This window comes from Mucilaginibacter sp. A3364 (genome assembly GCF_059690715.1).
This window is the reverse complement of the sequence record NZ_JCAWED010000001.1, coordinates 2,448,330-2,465,738: the sequence shown is the minus strand read 5'-3', so window position 1 is coordinate 2,465,738 and position 17,409 is coordinate 2,448,330. Positions and strand designations below refer to the sequence as shown.

The 17,409-nt window shown below is 46.5% G+C and carries 9 protein-coding genes; 8 read left to right on the top strand and 1 reads right to left on the bottom strand.

Annotated elements, in window-relative coordinates:
• The first annotated feature begins 607 nt into the window (after window positions 1–607).
• Genes AC59JT_RS11000 through AC59JT_RS10985 form a run of 4 tightly spaced genes read left to right on the top strand, consistent with a single transcriptional unit; the run spans window position 608 to window position 11,871 of the window.
• A complete protein-coding gene (locus AC59JT_RS11000) occupies window positions 608–8,509 on the top strand; it encodes an Ig-like domain-containing protein (protein WP_497398695.1) in 7,902 nt (2,633 codons plus the stop codon).
• Window positions 8,506–9,501 carry a PorP/SprF family type IX secretion system membrane protein gene (locus AC59JT_RS10995; protein ID WP_497398693.1) on the top strand — a complete coding sequence of 332 codons (996 nt, stop codon included), beginning with the start codon at window positions 8,506–8,508 and terminating at the stop codon, window positions 9,499–9,501. The genes AC59JT_RS11000 and AC59JT_RS10995 overlap by 4 nt, the downstream gene beginning before the upstream one ends.
• 20 nt (window positions 9,502–9,521) lie before the next feature.
• The gene (locus AC59JT_RS10990) at window positions 9,522–11,486 is read left to right on the top strand and encodes an OmpA family protein (protein WP_497398691.1); all 1,965 of its coding nucleotides are present in this window, start codon (window positions 9,522–9,524) and stop codon (window positions 11,484–11,486) included.
• A 40-nt stretch (window positions 11,487–11,526) separates the two neighbouring features.
• Entirely contained in the window at window positions 11,527–11,871 is a 345-nt protein-coding gene (locus AC59JT_RS10985) for a hypothetical protein (protein ID WP_497398689.1), read from the top strand.
• A gap of 68 nt (window positions 11,872–11,939) precedes the next feature.
• Here AC59JT_RS10985 and AC59JT_RS10980 read toward each other — a convergent pair whose 3' ends face one another.
• Entirely contained in the window at window positions 11,940–12,278 is a 339-nt protein-coding gene (locus AC59JT_RS10980; RefSeq protein ID WP_497398687.1) for a hypothetical protein, read from the bottom strand.
• Window positions 12,279–12,770: 492 nt separating this feature from the next.
• Here AC59JT_RS10980 and AC59JT_RS10975 point away from each other — a divergent pair, with 492 nt between their 5' ends.
• The 4 genes from AC59JT_RS10975 to AC59JT_RS10960 are packed head-to-tail and all read left to right on the top strand — an operon-like array spanning window position 12,771 to window position 17,393.
• On the top strand, window positions 12,771–13,364 hold the full coding sequence (locus AC59JT_RS10975; protein WP_497398685.1) for a TetR/AcrR family transcriptional regulator: 594 nt from the start codon (window positions 12,771–12,773) through the stop codon (window positions 13,362–13,364).
• 28 nt (window positions 13,365–13,392) lie between these two features.
• Window positions 13,393–13,614, top strand: coding sequence for a hypothetical protein (locus tag AC59JT_RS10970; protein WP_497398683.1), 222 nt, complete (start codon window positions 13,393–13,395; stop codon window positions 13,612–13,614).
• Window positions 13,615–13,642: 28 nt separating this feature from the next.
• On the top strand, window positions 13,643–14,917 hold the full coding sequence (locus tag AC59JT_RS10965) for an MFS transporter (RefSeq protein ID WP_497398681.1): 1,275 nt from the start codon (window positions 13,643–13,645) through the stop codon (window positions 14,915–14,917).
• A gap of 46 nt (window positions 14,918–14,963) precedes the next feature.
• Window positions 14,964–17,393, top strand: a complete 2,430-nt coding sequence (locus AC59JT_RS10960) for an outer membrane beta-barrel protein (protein WP_497398680.1) — start codon at window positions 14,964–14,966, stop codon at window positions 17,391–17,393.
• Window positions 17,394–17,409: the final 16 nt, after the last annotated feature.

The following is a 17,409-nucleotide window of genomic DNA, read 5'->3' as shown; positions in this document are numbered from 1 at the left end:
GGTTGCGAAAAAAGGGCTTTAAATGCACTAAACACAATAAAAACCACTTCTATCTGTTTAAAATTAAATGTATCTGCATAAAAAAAATAACTGTGAACAGAAATGAACAGCTATGCTAATTGCGTTAAACAACGTATTTGACAGCTTTTACTCAACCTCACACCACCCAAAATCCTCACGTGTAACCGCGTTACCAAATAGTCTATTTTCATTTTTTTTTATTAGGGAATTGACGCAAAAGTATAAAAAATTTCCGTATTAAATAAATTTTTTATCTTACAATTAAATATTGCAATATCATAAAACTACAGGGTTTTAGCCCTGGTATCATTTGTTGGTCATTAAAAATTACAGTTAATTGGTTGCTCTTGTTTCATTCAAGATTGTAAAAAAAAATAACAGTCTATTGATTTTTTTACAATAAAACCCCGTTTTAATCAACCGTTAAGGCCACAAACCGTATAAATTAAAAATTTAAATGAACGGAAATGAACAAAACAAACAATAGTGGTTAGCCTCGATCAGCCCGGCCGGTAAATGAACAAAGTGTAGTAATCGTCCTGACAGGACCGTACGTAATTTTAGATGCCATTAAAAACGCATCTGCATGAAAATAAAATCTACTCTTTATCGTTACGGCTCGCTGATGTTATTATTGTGTTTAAGCACAATATACTCCTATGCACAACGTCTTAGTGCAACCAGCCAGCGTACAGGTTCGGCAGGTTTACTGTGTGTAAACTGTATCGTAACCGATCCGGCCAATGCTGCCGACGGAAATTCACAAACTCGTTCACAAATTAATGTCACCCTGGGCATTGGAGCACAAACTTGGCAGGAGGTAATTTTCCCTGCTGCCGCCAAAGTGCCGGCGAACACGCCCGTCTCGGTAAAGTTAGGAAGTGGCGATAATTTGCTCGATGTTACGGCGCTGGGCGGCATCACTGTTCAGGCCTACAATGGCAACACCGCCATTGGCACGCCGCTCACGGCGTCGACACTGGCGTCGCTGGTTAGTAATAACAACCAGGTGCTGCTAACCTTTACACCCACGCAACTATACGATAGGGTAAGGGTAACGCTTAACGGCGGACTGCTGGGGGCCTTAAGCAGTATATATTTATATGACGCGTTTTATTTTGGCCCCGATGCTATTGCCTGTAACCAGGCGGTTGAAGAGATCAACGGTATATCGGCCGGGTTGTTAAATCTTGGCGTAAATGTGGGTGGCGTTACAAACCCGCAAAACGCTATGGACGGTAACCTGAACACGGCATCAACCCTGAACGCCGGTATCGGCGCGGTGGGCGCCTTCGCTCAACAAACCTTAGTATATCAACAACTATCTGTAGTGGGCGATTCGGTACGTGTTACCATGGGTGTACCGCAGGCTTTAATTGCAGCTACTGTATTAAATAATATTACGGTATCTACTTTAAACGGTAATTCACCTAATAACGATGGCCAAACCATCAACACCGGTTTATTAAACCTGCGCCTGCTTGATTTAAGTGGCGGCATCCAGAAATTCACTGTAACGTTTGCGCCAACCAAAATATTCGACAGAATACAAGTTAGCCTGGGCGGTGGCATAGCCAGCGTACTATCATCATTGAATATATATGAAACAGAGCGTGTGCTGCCAAAACCTGTTATTAACTATAATAACGCTGTAGTTAGCAACGTGCAGTTATGCGCAGGCAGTACAGCTATTTTAACTGCCACGCCGGTACCAAACACTACCTTTAAATGGTATGCCGCTGCTACAGGCGGTACCGCGTTCTTTACAGGTGCCAGTTATACCACACCGGTTCTAGCAAATACTACTACTTACTATGTATCTGCCAGCAGGGCGGGATGTACCAATGAAAGCGAAAGGACTGCGGTTACTGTTACCATAAATCCTATACCTGCGGCACCGGTAGTACCTACCGCCGCTATAACGGTTTGTCCCGGTCAGCCGGCTACGTTTACTGCTAATGCGGTTGCAGGTGTTACGGTTAACTGGTACACTGCCGCTACAGGTGGTACACCAATATTTACCGGCAACAGCTTCAACACCGGCCCATTAAATGCCGACGCTACCTATTATGCCGAGGCTGTTACCGGCGGTACCTGTCCAAGCACAACCCGCACCGCGGTTACGGCTACTGTTAGTCCGCTGCCTGCATTGCCGGTTATCTCGCCTTCATCGGCTACTATTTGCGATGGCGATGTAACGGTGCTTTCTATCGCTTCGCCAACCGCGGGCTTTACCTATAACTGGTACACCACCGCTACCGGTGGTACGCCAGTTTATACCGGCACTACATTTACCACCCCGGTTTTACATGCCAACACTACTTATTATGCCGAAGCCGTCAACGCCACAGGTTGTGTAAGCAGTGCACGTGGTCAAAGTGTTATCACCGTACAACCAAAACCTGCTGATCCGACATTGATGGCTAATGCCACCACCGTAAGTGCCGGCCAAACTGCTACGATCACGGTAAGCAACGCCCAAACCGGTATCACTTACAACTGGTTCACATCCGCGACAGCAAATACGCCGATACATACCGGTGCAAATTTTACTACACCGGCTTTGTTCACAACTACCACTTACTATGTGAACGCAGTGAACGCCAGTGGCTGTATCTCTACTAATCGCACCGCGATAACTATTAACGTTACAATTAATAATAACTCGCCTTGTACGTTTGCCAATGTGCAGGCCAGCAGCACAAGTGGTGTTTTATGTTTGGGCTGCGCTATAAATAATGGTCCGCTGGCTACTGATGCTGATACGACCACCGCATCAACCATAAACGTCCCTATCGGATTAGCTGGTGGCTGGGCCGAGCAGCAATTGCAATTCCAGCAAGCAGGCTTTGCGGGCGATACTATTAAACTGGTATTCCAATCGTCGGTTAACCTGGCGGATGTTGGTTTGCTGAGCAGCATTGGTGTAACCTTATATAATGGTGTTACCGCATTACCTACCTATACTTTAGATAATGCTGCCATTAAATTACGCCTGTTAAGTGGAGGCAGTAACCGATACGCTGTTTATATCCCGGCCACAGGCGCTTACGACAGGATAGCTATTCGCCTTAATTCGGGCGTAGCTACGTTGTTAAGCTCGCTGAATATTTATTACGCTATACAACAATACCCACGCGTAACTTTTGCTAACGCGAATCCGGAGATTTGTAAAGGTTCACCCGCCACGTTGACTATCACCGGTCCGGGTAATGGTACTTATGCCTGGTTCACCACGCCAACCGGCGGTGCATCTGTACAAACAGGTACTACTTACACTACCGGCCCGTTAAATGCTAATACAACTTATTATGTAGAATATACCCGCAACGGCTGCGTTAGCCCGGTACGTTATCCAATCACTATTTTGGTGAACGATCCTCCGGCCGCGCCATCTGTCGCGCCAACAAGCCGTACAATTTTTGCGGGACAAACCGCCAGCTTTACAGCTACTTCGGTAAACGGCGCTACCATTCGTTGGTACGATGCACCTACCGGCGGTACATTAGCTTATACCGGTACTACCTTTACCACACCTCCGCTTAACGCGGCCAAAAGCTATTATGCCGAGGCATCTGCAGGTACCTGCGTATCGCCAACGCGTACTAAGGTTGATGTGATCGTTAACGCGGTGGTTATTCCTGATGTTACTGTTACGCCGCCAACGCAAGCGGTTAACGCAGGCACATCGGCCAGCTTAACAGCTTCGTCTACTACGCCGGGCTCGGTATTTAACTGGTATACACAACCAACTGGTGGTACTATAATTTATACCGGTGCTACTTATAATACACCGGCCATTTTTGCCAATACAACTTATTATGCCGAAGCTGTAGTTACAGCAACAGGCGCAGTATCTGCAACAAGAGCAAGCGGTGTTGTAACCGTAAACTCAACTGCTAATAACCCTGTACCATGCGACGCGGCTATTGATCAAACAGTAGCTACCAGCGGGCTGCTTTGCCTTGGTTGCGCGGTTAACAATCCAACCGGCTCTGTTGATGCCGATAGAAATACTTTCGCGCAGATCAGCGTTCCGGTTAGTTTACTGGGCAATTATGCACAACAAACCCTGCGTTTTGCCAACACCGGCAGGGTGGGCGATAGCGTAGTTGTTGAATTGGGTATCCCGGGTACTTTGGCCAGTGTAGGTGTGCTGTCGCAGATAAGCCTGGCCACTTATAATGGTGCTACCTATAATAATGATCGCTTCGATGTAAATGGTTCACTGTTGAACATTAACCTGCTGAGTGGTACCAGCCGTTTCCGCGTAGCATTTAAAGCTAACGCTGATTTTGACAGGGTGGAGATCCGCCTGAACTCGGTAGTTGCTAACCTACTGAACGCGCTAAACATTTATGCCGCTTACCAGGAAGTACCTGCGCCGGTTATAGCCGCGCCATCGGTTACTGCCTGCCAGGGATCGCAAACTACTTTAACCGCTACTGTACCTAGCCATGTCACCGTTAAATGGTACACATCGGCAACAGGTGGTACGCCTATATTTACAGGTGCTGTGTTTACCACACCGGTGTTAACCGGTACCACAACTTATTATGCAGAAGCCAGCCGCACAGGCAGCAGTTGCGCCCAGCCTACACGTACACCTGTAGTTGTAACGGTTACACCAACTCCGGTTGCTCCGGTTGTGGCGGTGCCGAATACTACCGTATGTTCTGGTCAGCCGGCAACATTTACCGCTACTGCTGTTAGTGGTGTTACCTTTGCCTGGTATACCGCGCCAACAGGCGGTACCCCGGTATTTACCGGCGCTACTTATGTAAGCGATCCATTAACCGCAACCACCAGCTTCTATGTTGAAGCCATTGGTACAGGCGCGTGCCCAAGCACCAGCCGTACCCAGGTTACTGCGAATGTGACTACCACACCGGTAGTGCCAAACGTAGCGGCTGCTACTGTTCAAACCTGTTCAGGTTCGCCGGCTGTGTTGACCGCTTCATCAACCCAACCGGGTGTAACCTTTAACTGGTATACTACCGCTACAGGTGGTACGCCGGTATTTACAGGCGCGCAATACACCACGCCGGCACTTACTGCCAATGCAAGTTATTATGTAGAAGCCGCGGCAGGTACTTGTACCAGCCCAAGCCGCGCAAAAGTTGATGTGGTTGTTAACCCAACTCCGGTTGCACCGGTATTGGCAGTTGTGCCTCCGGGTGGCCAGATCTCATCAGGTCAAACCGCGCAGATCACTGCTACATCTACTACTCCGGGTGCAGTATTTAAATGGTATACTGCTTCATCAGGTGGTACGCCAATATTTACCGGCGCTGTTTACACTACCCCGGTATTAACATCAAACACTACTTATTATGTAGAAGCCAGTTTAACCGCAACCGGTTGTACCAGCCCTACACGTACTTCGATAACTATTACCGTTAACCCAATATTCTCTACATCGTGCGATTTTGCATCAACGCAATCAACCGACGTGAATAGTGGCTTAGCCTGTTTGCTATGTTCTGTATCAACACCAAACAATTCGGTTGATACCGATACCACCAACTTTACGCAGTTAAACCTGCCATTGGCAGTGTTAAACTCATACGTAGCACAACGCCTCATTTTTGCTGACCCGGGTCAGTTTGGTGATACGGTTACTGTGAAGATCAGTTTGCCGGTACCACTGTTGTCCGTAGGTGTTCTGGATCAATTACAGATCGCATCGTTTAACGGTGCTACCTATAACGGCGATCGCATCAACTTAACCAGCAATTTGATCCGCATCCAACTATTACAAGGCGGACAAGCAGCCCTGATCCGCTTCGCGCCGGGTGCAGCTTATGATAGGGTGGAGATCAGACTACGTAGTTTAGGTGCATCTGTATTGAGCCAGGCTAATATTTATTACGCCAGCAAACAGGTTGAAGCACCAGTGGTAGCTACCAATACGGTCAACATCTGTTCAAACAACACCGCTACATTTACCGTGAGTAACCCACGCGCTAACTTAACTTACCGTTGGTACAGCGCACCTGTGGGCGGTACATTATTGTTTACCGGTACAAGCTATACAACAGGACCTTTAACTGCTACTACAACTGTTTATGTGGAAAGCAGCCGTACTTCAAATGGCTGTATTAACCCTAACAGGGTGGCAGCTACCGCTAACGTTACACAATCACCTGATGTGCCTACGTTAACACAAAATACTTACCAGATATGTGCCGGAGATAACGTCATACTATCTGTATCAAATGCAAATGGAGCTACCGTTAAATGGTACGATGCGCCAACAGGGGGTAATCTATTGTTTACCGGCGCAAACTACCAGGTAGCTCCAATTGCAAATGCAACTTATTATGCCGAAATAGCTAACGGTACCTGCACAAGCCCATCACGTGCTACTGCAACTGTAACGGTTAATCAAAGGCCATCAAAACCGGGCGTACAATCGTCAAACGTCCAGGTATGTACAGGTTCGCCAGCGGTACTTCAAGTACTCAACCCGGAAGCCGGTGTTACTTATAACTGGTATACTGTAGCAACCGGCGGTACAGCGGTTGGTAATGGTGCTACTTACACTACAGGCAACATCAGCGCTAACACTATTTACTATGTTGAGGCTGTTAACACAACTACCAGCTGCGGCAATAACGGCGGCCGTACAGCCGTCAACGTAACTGTAGGTGGCGTAATTACCGCGCCAACACTAAGTGCTACCGCTACGCAAACTTGTTCGGGTGGTAGCTTAACGCTGAGCGTGGTTAATCCTGTTGCAGGTATCACTTACAACTGGTATAGCGCGCAAACAGGCGGTACTTTAGTATATAGCGGTACTGTATTTAATATTGTTAACATTACAGCTAACACCTCATACTTTGTTGAGGCTGCTAACAGCCAGGGTTGTACCAGTGCTACCCGTACCCGTACAGATATTACCGTTAACCCGGTACCTAACCCGCCGGTTGTTGATGCATCTGCGGGCAGCCTGAGCGTTTGCGCGGGTGGTTCGGCTACGCTTACTATCAGTAACCCGCAAGCAGGTTTAGTTTACAGGTGGTTCACCGCGGCTACCAACGGTACATTGTTGTACACCGGTACCCAGTTTAAAACTCCTGCTTTAACCGCTAACACTACTTATTATGTAGAAGCATCGGGCGCGGGCAACTGTAGCTCGTCAACCCGTACTGCGGTTACGGTAACCGTTAACCCAATACCTGCCGATCCGACAGTTAACGCTAATAACGTTACCGTTTGCTTCGGTACCGGCGCTACGTTAAGCATCACCTCACCGGTAGCAGGCGTGGTTTATAACTGGTACGATTCGCCTTCACGCACTACTCTGTTATTTACCGGTACAACTTATATTACCGGTGCTATAACTGCTACAACTAACTTCTACGTAGCATCGGCTAATACAACAGGCTGTACAAGCGGCAACCTGGTACAGGTACAGGTAACTACCCAAACGCCGCCGCCTACTCCGGTTGTGGCCAACGGTAATGCAATCAATTCTTGTACAGGTGCTACGGTTACGTTGACTATCGCTAATCCGCAGGCCGGTTATACTTATAACTGGTACACTGTATCGGCAGGTGGCACAGCAGTGGGTACTGGTAATAGCTTTACTTCAACTGCGCTTAACGCCACCACTACCTTCTATGCCGAGGCTGTGAACAGCATTGGTTGCGCCAGCGCTATGCGTGCACCGGTAGTGGTTACTATTGTACCGTTGCCTCCGGCACCAACGTTAAGCGCTGCTAATACCAGCATTTGCCCTAACGGCACGGCTACTTTAACTGTAACCAATGTTGACCCGGGTACTACCATCCGCTGGTACAGCGATGCCACAGCGACTACTTTAGTAGCCACCGGCAACAGCTTTACCACGCCTGCTTTAAGTGCTAATACTACTTACTATGTTCAGGCTACCAATAGCAACAGTTGTACATCAACTATTGTACCTGCAACGGTAACTATACTACAGCAATTGCCTGCTCCATCGGTTACCGTTGGCACAACTACGGTATCATCGGTAACATTTACCTGGAACACCATAGCCGGCGCGCTTACTTATGACGTAAGCCTTGATAATGGTGCTACGTTTACAACCGGCATAACCGCCACCACCTATACAGTGACAGGTTTACAGCCTAACCAAAGCGTAACACTTATCGTTCGCGCGGTTAATGCTTGCCAGCCGGGTGCCAACTCAACTGCGGTTACCGGCACAAGCACCAACCCAATGGGCAACGCCATTTATGTGCCGAATGCCTTTACGCCGAATGCCGACGGTAAAAACGATATCCTGTACGTGTATGGTACCAATATCAAAACCGCAAGGCTGTTTGTGTACAACCAATGGGGTGAGTTGATGTTCCGCGGAAACTCGCTGTCTGATGGTTGGGATGGCACCTTTAAGGGCCGCATGCAGCCGGTAGGTGTATATGTGTATTATGTTGAGGCTACAATGAACGATGGCCAAACCGTTACCAAAAAAGGAACTGTAACTCTACTTAAATGAAAAAACTGATCATATTAATGGTAATACTTCAAGGAGCTATTACCACCGAACTAAAAGCGCAGATAGACCCGCATTTCTCACAATACTATGCTTACCCACTTTGGTTAAACCCGGCACTGACCGGGGTAACCAACGGGGATGGCCGGGTAAATGCCAACTATAAAAACCAGTATGCAGCGCTAAGCAACGCCTACAAAACCACCGCTATATCGGCCGATTTCAGGCCGATGGATAATGCCGGTGCCGGCATCAACGTATTGAACCAGGCATCGGGCGATGTGGGTTTTAACTATTTTTCGGCTTACGCGAATTTTGGTTACGGTATCAAAGTATCTGAGGATGGTAACCACCGCGTACACTTCGGCTTGCAGGCCGGTGTGATAAACCGAAGCTTCGACCCAAGCAAGCTGCAACTAGGTAACCAGTACGACCCAACCATGGGTTACAACCCAAGCCTGCCACCAAACGAGGCTTTCATGAATACTACCGCTACCGTATTTGATGCCGGCGCCGGTGTGTTTTACTATGATGGTACGCCCGATAGGAAAACCAACATCTTCGGTGGGTTTAGCGTGGGCCACTTATCCCGCCCTAAGGATCCGTTCGCGGCAGCAGGAATTGATGCCAAGCTGCCATTGCGTTATACCTTTCAGGCTGGTGTGCGTATCCATGCCGCAGATTTTTTTGATATAACGCCTCATGCCATCTTCATCCAACAACAAAAAGCACAGGAGAAGGCCATAGGTGCTTATTCAGAGATCAAATTGTTAAATGATAACGGTTTGATAGCGGGTGCCATGTACCGTTTCCAGGATGCGGCAATTGCCAACGTAGGTTACCACGTAAAGAATTTGATCATCGGCGCCAGCTACGATTTTAATACCTCATCGCTTAACCGGGCCACCAACTCGTTGGGTGGTATTGAGCTTTCTATCAGCTACGTATTCAAAAAACGTATCAACGAACCCGAACCAATCTGTCCACGTCTTTAAATACATAAACATTACCCTGTATGAAAAAGCTACTACTCTCACTAACCATATTGCTACTAGCCGCAAGCGCAGGTGCCCAGCAGCTCGTTGTGTCGTTTAAAGAACTGGGCGATAAAGCCTTTAAAAACAAAGATTATTACGAAGCAGCCTACTTCTATCGTAAGGCCGCAGCCGGTATCACCATTGACTCGGCGGTAGCCCTGCCTTACCGTTCGGAGATGAAGAGCCGCAAGCCACCTAAAAAGACCGACGACGCCGAAATCTCTTTCATGCTGGGCGAATCGTACCGCAACTATGAGAATTATTTGGAGGCCGAGCCATGGTACTACCGCGTGCTTAACCAAAATTTTGAGGGCAAGTTCCCGATAGCGCGTTTATGGTACGGTGTATGTCTACGCGCCAATCAGCACTATGATGAAGCGATCAAACAGTTAGAACAGTTTACTGCAAGCTATACTGCTCAGCCTGCTTTATTGGAGTTAGCTAAAAAGGAAATAGCCAACTGTCGCTTCGCTAAAGACCAACAAATGTACCCGGCTTTCATCAGCGTAAACAAACTGCGCGATGCCTGGAACTCGGACGGTTCAAATTATTCTATCGTGAAACGAGATGCCAATTACTACTTCACGTCATCACGTATGATCAAGGATAAAAAGGAACGCCTGAGTCGCATCTATACCCTTACCGATGGCGGTACGGTTAAACCCGAAATGATAGAGTTTAAGAAAGATGGTGGCAAAGTAGATATTGAGTACGGTACCCCATCATTCGATCCAACCGGCAAACGGATGTACATGACCCGCTGGTACAAAGAAGGTGCTAAAGAAACCCACCAGATCTACGTGGCCGAATGGGTAGGCGGCACATGGGCAACACCTGTAAAACTGAACGGCAATATCAACGTGGATGGTTTCAAGTCTATCCAGCCATTCATAACACAGGATGGTCGCCGTATGTTCTTCACCTCAAACAAACCTGGCGGCCAGGGTGGCGACGATATCTGGGTGGCCGATCTGGATAGCAAAGGCATGCCTACCAGCTCTAAGAACCTAGGTAAAACCATCAATACCTCAGCCGACGAGCAGGCCGCCTATTTTAGCGATGCTGATAAGCGTTTAGTATACAGCTCAAAAGGCTTCACCGGTTTAGGCGGCTTTGACTACTTTGAAGCCATAGACCATATTGACTACTGGGGTACCCCGATAAACATGGGCTTCCCGATGAACTCGGCTAAGGATGACCTGTACTATTATCCGGATGCCAGTGTTAAGAACAAATATTATATCACATCAGATCGTGAGTCGGACTGCTGCCTGGAAGTGTTCGAGATGTTCGACAAGCGCCACGAGTTTAGCGGCCTGGTGATAGACTGCGATAACAAAAAGGTACTGGTAGGCGCCAAAGTGAGCTTTATCGACTCGATAACCAAGCAAGTAGTGCGCGAGCAGATCACCGGTAAAGATGGTAAATACTCATTCAGCGTTACTACCACCCGTCCGCATATCTTGTCATTAGAAAAATCGGGCTACTTTACCAAAGTAGTACCAGTGCCTGCCAAAGGCGCTATGAAAGGCGATACCTTGGTTGGTCCGGATATTTGCTTACAGCCGTTTGAGGTGAATAAGCCAATCGTTATCAAAAACATATTGTACGACTTTGCCAGTGCCAGCTTAAGACCGGAATCTGAAACTACGTTGAATGAACTGGTAACACTGTTAAAAGATAACCCTAAGATCAAGATAGAACTATCGGCTCATACCGATTCCATCGGTAGCGATGCTTATAACCAAAAACTATCCCAGGATAGGGCGCAATCATGCGTGGATTATATCATCGGCAAGGGTATAGAAACCGAGCGCATCTTCGCCAAAGGTTATGGTAAAACCAAACCTATAGCGCCAAACTCATTACCTGATGGTAAGGATAATCCTGAAGGCCGTCAGTTAAACCGCCGTACAGAATTCACCGTATTGAAATTGGAATAAGGATAATTAACAAGGTATTTACAACAAGACTTTTAAGATCATGCAACAAAATACATACACATTAGCCGAAACCAGCAGACCATTTTTGAAAACCAAGAAATTCTCAAAACTGCACATCGAAATATTTGAACACATTCTGCAAGGCAGAACCAACCGCGATATTAACAAGATATACGGCTACAGCCAACGCTCGCATGCGGTGGTTGACCATTCCCGCAAGGTAATGTACAAGCTGTTAGCTATGGAAAACCTACTGAAGCGCGAACACACCGAGAAGATCGTCTTCCCGCGCAGGTATTGCTTTTGGTGGAACAAGATGCTTAACCAGCACTATAACGAGCTGATGGGCATTGCCATCGATCCGCAATACTACATGAACGCCTGATCAGTTTTTTGCTATAAACCCAAGGGCCCTCGCTTGTTTAAGCGGGGGCTTTTTTGTGGGATGGCAACTTACAAACCGCCCGTTTGCCATAGGTGCGGATTATCGCGAAGATGGGTAATACAGTCAATTACTTCCTCTATCTCACTTCGGGTTAAGTGCAGGTCGGCGTCAAGGTAGGTAAACACCTTGCCCGGTTGCTCAAATATGATCTTACCATAGTAATGTGGGTGGCTAAAGTCTGCCGGTACGTTGTTTTCTTTAAGCAAATGTTGATTACTATCATCGCCGACGTTTAAAAACACATGATAGGTTTGGCTTACTATAAGATGGTCATCAGCATGCGCAATTATATCAGGAATAATAAGCAGTGGGGTGGTACTGTTGAGGGTGCAGTAAAGTCTTTTCATCTTTGATCAGCTATGGTTTAAAATTAATAGGACGAACTGCTGATTTGTTTTAGAGTACAACCCTTATTATAATAGATAGTAGGAGTAGGGGTGCGCCACTTTTAAAGTGGCGCACTTGGCGCACCTGTTTTTTGTAACTATTTTATTATTAGATATTTATAAGAAAAAGCGGCGCAATGCGGCGCACCTTTCTTATTTCTTAATTATTTGATTATCAGTTAGCTGAAATTTAGCTTTCAATAGCCTGATATAAAGTGGCGCACCCTGATTTTTGAAAAAAACTGTTATTTCGACGAGGACGAGGAGAATCGTATACACCATATTACCGCCTCACACTTCATAGCGAGCGTAGTTATCCCCGAGCGCGTAGTAACCTTTCTATAGGGGATTACTACGCTCGTTCCTCGCTCGTAATGACGTGCGGGGTAATAATTAACGATTAAATAAAATTAAATTTCATAAATGAATGAACATTCATTTATATTTGTACCAATGCGTAAACGAGATTTAGAAAAAGAACAACTGGTAAAGCAAAAAGCAATGGAAGCCATGGTGAAATATGGCATGGAAGGCTTTAGCATGAATAAGTTAGCCAAGTTATGCAATATATCTGTGGCCACACTTTATATCTATTTTAAGGATAAGGACGACCTGATCATGAAGATAGCTACAGAGGAAGGGGCAAAAATGGCGGAAACAATGCTCAATAATTTTAATCCTGAATCGTCTTTTGAAGAGGGGTTGCGCGTGCAATGGCAAAACAGGTTCAACCATAGCATGAATAACCCAACGGTAACGCAGTTTTTTGAACAGTTGCGCAGCTCATCATACCATGAACAGTTTATGGGTAATGTGATGGAAACCTTTAAAACACAGATCTCAGCCTTCTCGTGCAATGTTTTTGCGCGGGGCGAAATAAAGGCAATGCCGGTGGAAGTATTTTGGAGTGTAGCGTATGCGCCACTTTACTCGTTAGTACGTTTCCACCATGAAGGAAAAAGTTTTAGCGGGAAGCCTTTTGCCGCTACCGAGGAGATGCTTTGGCAAACCTTCGACCTGGTTATCAAGGCCCTTAAAAATGAATAAATAATTGCCGATCTCTAAATAACAACATATGGAAAATTTAGATCACATACTGCTTTTTAAAACCAATATCAACACCCCCGAAGACCGCGAAGCGCTGTGCGCCATGCTGAAAGAACTGGGTGCCGACAACTGGAACCTGGATAGTGAAGATTGCGATAAAGTACTGCGCGTTATATCCGAAAAGCTGAAACATCAAACCATAATACAATTAATGACTGCGCGCGGCTACGAATGCTGCGAGCTTATTTAACACAAACAAACAAGCACCCACAATACAAATGAAAGACTCAACCTCAACCCCCTTTACGGGGTATCAAAAATTAGTTATTTTTTTACTGGCGATGACCCAGTTCAGCGTCATCCTGGATTTTATGATCATGTCGCCACTGGGCGATATGCTGATGAAAGATCTTAGCCTAACACCATCAAAATTTGGCATCGCCGTATCAGGCTATGCATTTAGCGCAGGTATATCGGGCTTATTAACCGCGGGCTTTGCCGATAAATACGATCGTAAAAAGCTATTGTTGTTTTTTTACACCGGTTTTATTATAGGTACCGTGGCCTGTGGTTTAGCGCATACTTACACTTTTTTGTTGGTAGCACGTATAGTTACCGGCTTATTTGGCGGGGTTATTGGTTCTATATCCATGGCTATAGTTACCGATTTGTTTGGCTTGCAGCAACGCGGCCGGGTGATGGGCTTTTTACAAATGGGCTTTGGCGCCAGCCAGGTTTTGGGTGTGCCTATCAGCTTATGGCTGGCCAACCTATGGGGGTGGGAAGCACCTTTCCTGATGACCGCCGGACTAGCCATTATTATAGCGTTGGTAATACTGGCTAAAATGAACCCAGTTACAGACCACCTGGCCCTACAGCGCGACCGCTCGCCGGTGGAGCACTTACTGGCTACCGTAGCTAAAAAGGATTACCGGATAGGATTTACCGCGACTGCATTGCTATCTATCGGTGGTTTTATGATGATGCCTTTTGGTAGTGCCTTTGCTATTAATAACCTCGGCGTATCAAATGAGCGTTTACCAATCCTGTTCATGATATCGGGTGTATGTTCACTGGTGATCATGCCGCTAATGGGTAAACTGAGTGATAAGGTAAATAAAGCCAAGTTATTCGCTATCGCGTCTATATGGTTGATGACCGTGGTGGTTATTTACACCAATCAATCATTTATCCCATTTTGGGCGGTTATTATATTCAACATCACCATGATGATGGGTATCATGGGCCGTATGGTACCATCAATAGCCTTAACCAGCGCCATACCCGATGCTGCCGATAGGGGCGCGTTTATGAGTATCAACTCGTCGCTGCAACAAATAGCAGGTGGGGTGGCAGCCGCCGTTTCGGGCATGATCGTGGTGCAGAAAACTAAGTTTAGTCCGTTGGAGCATTATGATATTGTGGGATACACTATAGTTGTAGTATCCATAATAGGTATCATTTTAATGTTCCGCGTAAGTAAAATGATAGGTAGGCGAGCCGCGCAATCCCCGGTAAAACCGGAGGAAGTAATGGCTGCCGAACATATGTAAAATAATTCTCTGTAACGCATGAGCAAAAAGAGCGTCTTATGTAACAATGCATATTAAACGATCTTTTTGCTTACTGCTGTTGCAGTTGGTTTTTGCGGTGGCCTATGGCCAGTCGGCAACCGAAACCCCTTTATTTGTAATTACCGTTGTTAACGAAAAGGCCCAACCTGTTGACGGTGCCACCATTAAGTTGCTGCGCGATGAAAAGCCGGTAAAAACTGCCATAACTGATAGTAAAGGCGTAGCGCGTTTTGAAAAGATCCCGGCAGGCACGTATGCTTTCGCTATAACCTACACCGGCTACAAGCCACAAATAAATGCCCCTTACACATTCCCTTCCACCAAAACTGCCGAAACGCTTACTATCATCCCCGAAGGGAAAGAACTGAGTGAAGTAAGTATTGTAGGCAAAACGCCTATTATGCTGCACCAGGCCGGCAAAACCACGCTAAATGTTGATGCCACGCCAAGTAATGTTGGTTTAACGGTGTTGGAAGTGCTGGAGCGTTCGCCGGGTATACAGGTAGACAGGAACGGCGGGATTGCCATGCAGGGCAAAAACGGGGTTATGGTGATGATAGATGATAAGCCAACCTACCTATCAGGCGCCGATCTGAATAACATGCTAAGCAGCATGAATTCGTCGCAGGTGTCGCAAATTGAACTGATCACAAACCCATCGGCTAAATATGATGCAGCAGGCAATGCGGGTATCATCAACATCAAAACCAAAAAGAACACGCAGAAAGGCTTTAACGGTACATTCACTACTTCGCTGGCGCAGGGCGTTTATCCAAAAAACAACAATAACCTGTTGCTTAACTATCGCAGTGGCAATATCAATACCTTTTTTAACTACAGCCTGAACTATGTAGAGTACCTGACGGATATTTACGCGTCGCGAAAGTATTTGGACGCGGCTGGAAATACAACCTCAACGCTCGATCAACCTTCATACTTTAAAGGCAATTTCCTGAACAATAACCTTAAAACGGGGATTGATTATTACGTAACACCTAAAACTACCATCGGCCTGGTACTGGGTGGTACAGCAGTTAACCGTAAAGGCGGCAGTACAGCCACGGCAACCTGGTTAAACCAGGGAGGTGGGGTAGACTCGGCCATATTTACTGATAATAAAAGCGCTAATAGCTTCCGCAACGGGAATGTGAATTTGAATTTGCGTTCGGCGGTTTCTGCTACGCAGGATCTGGCTGTGGACCTGGATTACCTGCACTACAATATCAACAGCGACCAGGATTTTACCAATCATTTAATGGCTGCCGGCGGTTATACCGAACAATACCGCGCCGGTATACCAACCACCATCAACATCGCATCCGGCAAAGCCGATTATACCCTTCGTCCAAGCAAAAATGAAACCTGGCAACTAGGCTTAAAATCAACCCATACCAAAACCGATAACAGCGCTTTATATGAGAATTTTTTAGGGGGAAACTGGCAGGTTGATAATGGCAAAACCAATCATTTTATTTATAAAGAGAGCATAAACGCGGCTTACACATCGTACGAGAAAAAGGGCGAAAAGTTGAGCATGCAGGCGGGTTTGCGTTATGAGCACACCAACTACAACGCCCACCAATTGGGCAACGCTGAGCAGCGCGACACCTCATTCTCGCGCAACTACGGCCAGTTTTTCCCAAGCGGCTACATCAGCTACCAACTGGATAGTTTAAACGGATTGAGCCTGAGCATTGGCCGTCGGATTGACCGCCCGGCTTTCCAGGTGCTTAACCCGTTTTATTTCATCATTAACAAATACACCTACCAAACCGGGAATGCCTACATATTACCACAATACACCTGGAATTTTGAGCTGAGTCATCAGTACAAAACCTGGTTAACTACAACAGTTAGTTACAGCAACATCCGTAACTATTTTTCGCAGTTGTTTTTAAATGATGCGGCTAAAGGTATTTTGTTGTATACGCAGGGCAACGTGGGCCAAACGCACAATTTTGGCGTAGCGGCTACGGTGCAGTTAGCCCCGGTTAGCTGGTGGAACTTGACCGCGCAGGCTAACTATAATTACAAGCAACTCAAAGGTATCAACGGCAACAATTTTACTTCGGATATTAACCAGCTTAACCTGAATGCCAATAACCAGTTCACTATCGGCAAAATATATACCGCCGAGCTTTCGGGCTTTTACACCACGCGGGCACGTAATGATGTGCAGGAATTGTTATACCCAACGGGGCAAATGTCGGTAGGTTTATCCCGCCCGGTATTGAAAAAAATGGGTACGCTCAAGTTTAGCGCGCGCGATCTGTTTTACACGCAAGCTATGGAGGGTTTCACTACGTTCCCTAACGCCACCGAGTATTTTATTTTACGCCGGGATACGCGTGTGTTCACGCTCTCGTTCACCTACCGTTTTGGTAAGGCTTACAAAGCTGCCAAACGCAGTACAGGCGGCGCGGCCGATGAAGCAGGGCGAGTTGGCAATGGTTAATAATATTGCTAATTTT

Excerpts from the sequence above, each read along its gene's own strand:
- AC59JT_RS10995 (WP_497398693.1), top strand. The coding sequence starts at position 8,506 with ATGAAAAAACTGATCATATTAATGGTAATACTTCAAGGAGCTATTACC.
- AC59JT_RS11000 (WP_497398695.1), top strand. The coding sequence starts at position 608 with ATGAAAATAAAATCTACTCTTTATCGTTACGGCTCGCTGATGTTATTA.
- AC59JT_RS10985 (WP_497398689.1), top strand. The coding sequence starts at position 11,527 with ATGCAACAAAATACATACACATTAGCCGAAACCAGCAGACCATTTTTG.
- AC59JT_RS10990 (WP_497398691.1), top strand. The coding sequence starts at position 9,522 with ATGAAAAAGCTACTACTCTCACTAACCATATTGCTACTAGCCGCAAGC.
- AC59JT_RS10975 (WP_497398685.1), top strand. The coding sequence starts at position 12,771 with ATGCGTAAACGAGATTTAGAAAAAGAACAACTGGTAAAGCAAAAAGCA.
- AC59JT_RS10965 (WP_497398681.1), top strand. The coding sequence starts at position 13,643 with ATGAAAGACTCAACCTCAACCCCCTTTACGGGGTATCAAAAATTAGTT.
- AC59JT_RS10970 (WP_497398683.1), top strand. The coding sequence starts at position 13,393 with ATGGAAAATTTAGATCACATACTGCTTTTTAAAACCAATATCAACACC.
- AC59JT_RS10960 (WP_497398680.1), top strand. The coding sequence starts at position 14,964 with ATGCATATTAAACGATCTTTTTGCTTACTGCTGTTGCAGTTGGTTTTT.
- AC59JT_RS10980 (WP_497398687.1), bottom strand. The coding sequence starts at position 12,278 with ATGAAAAGACTTTACTGCACCCTCAACAGTACCACCCCACTGCTTATT.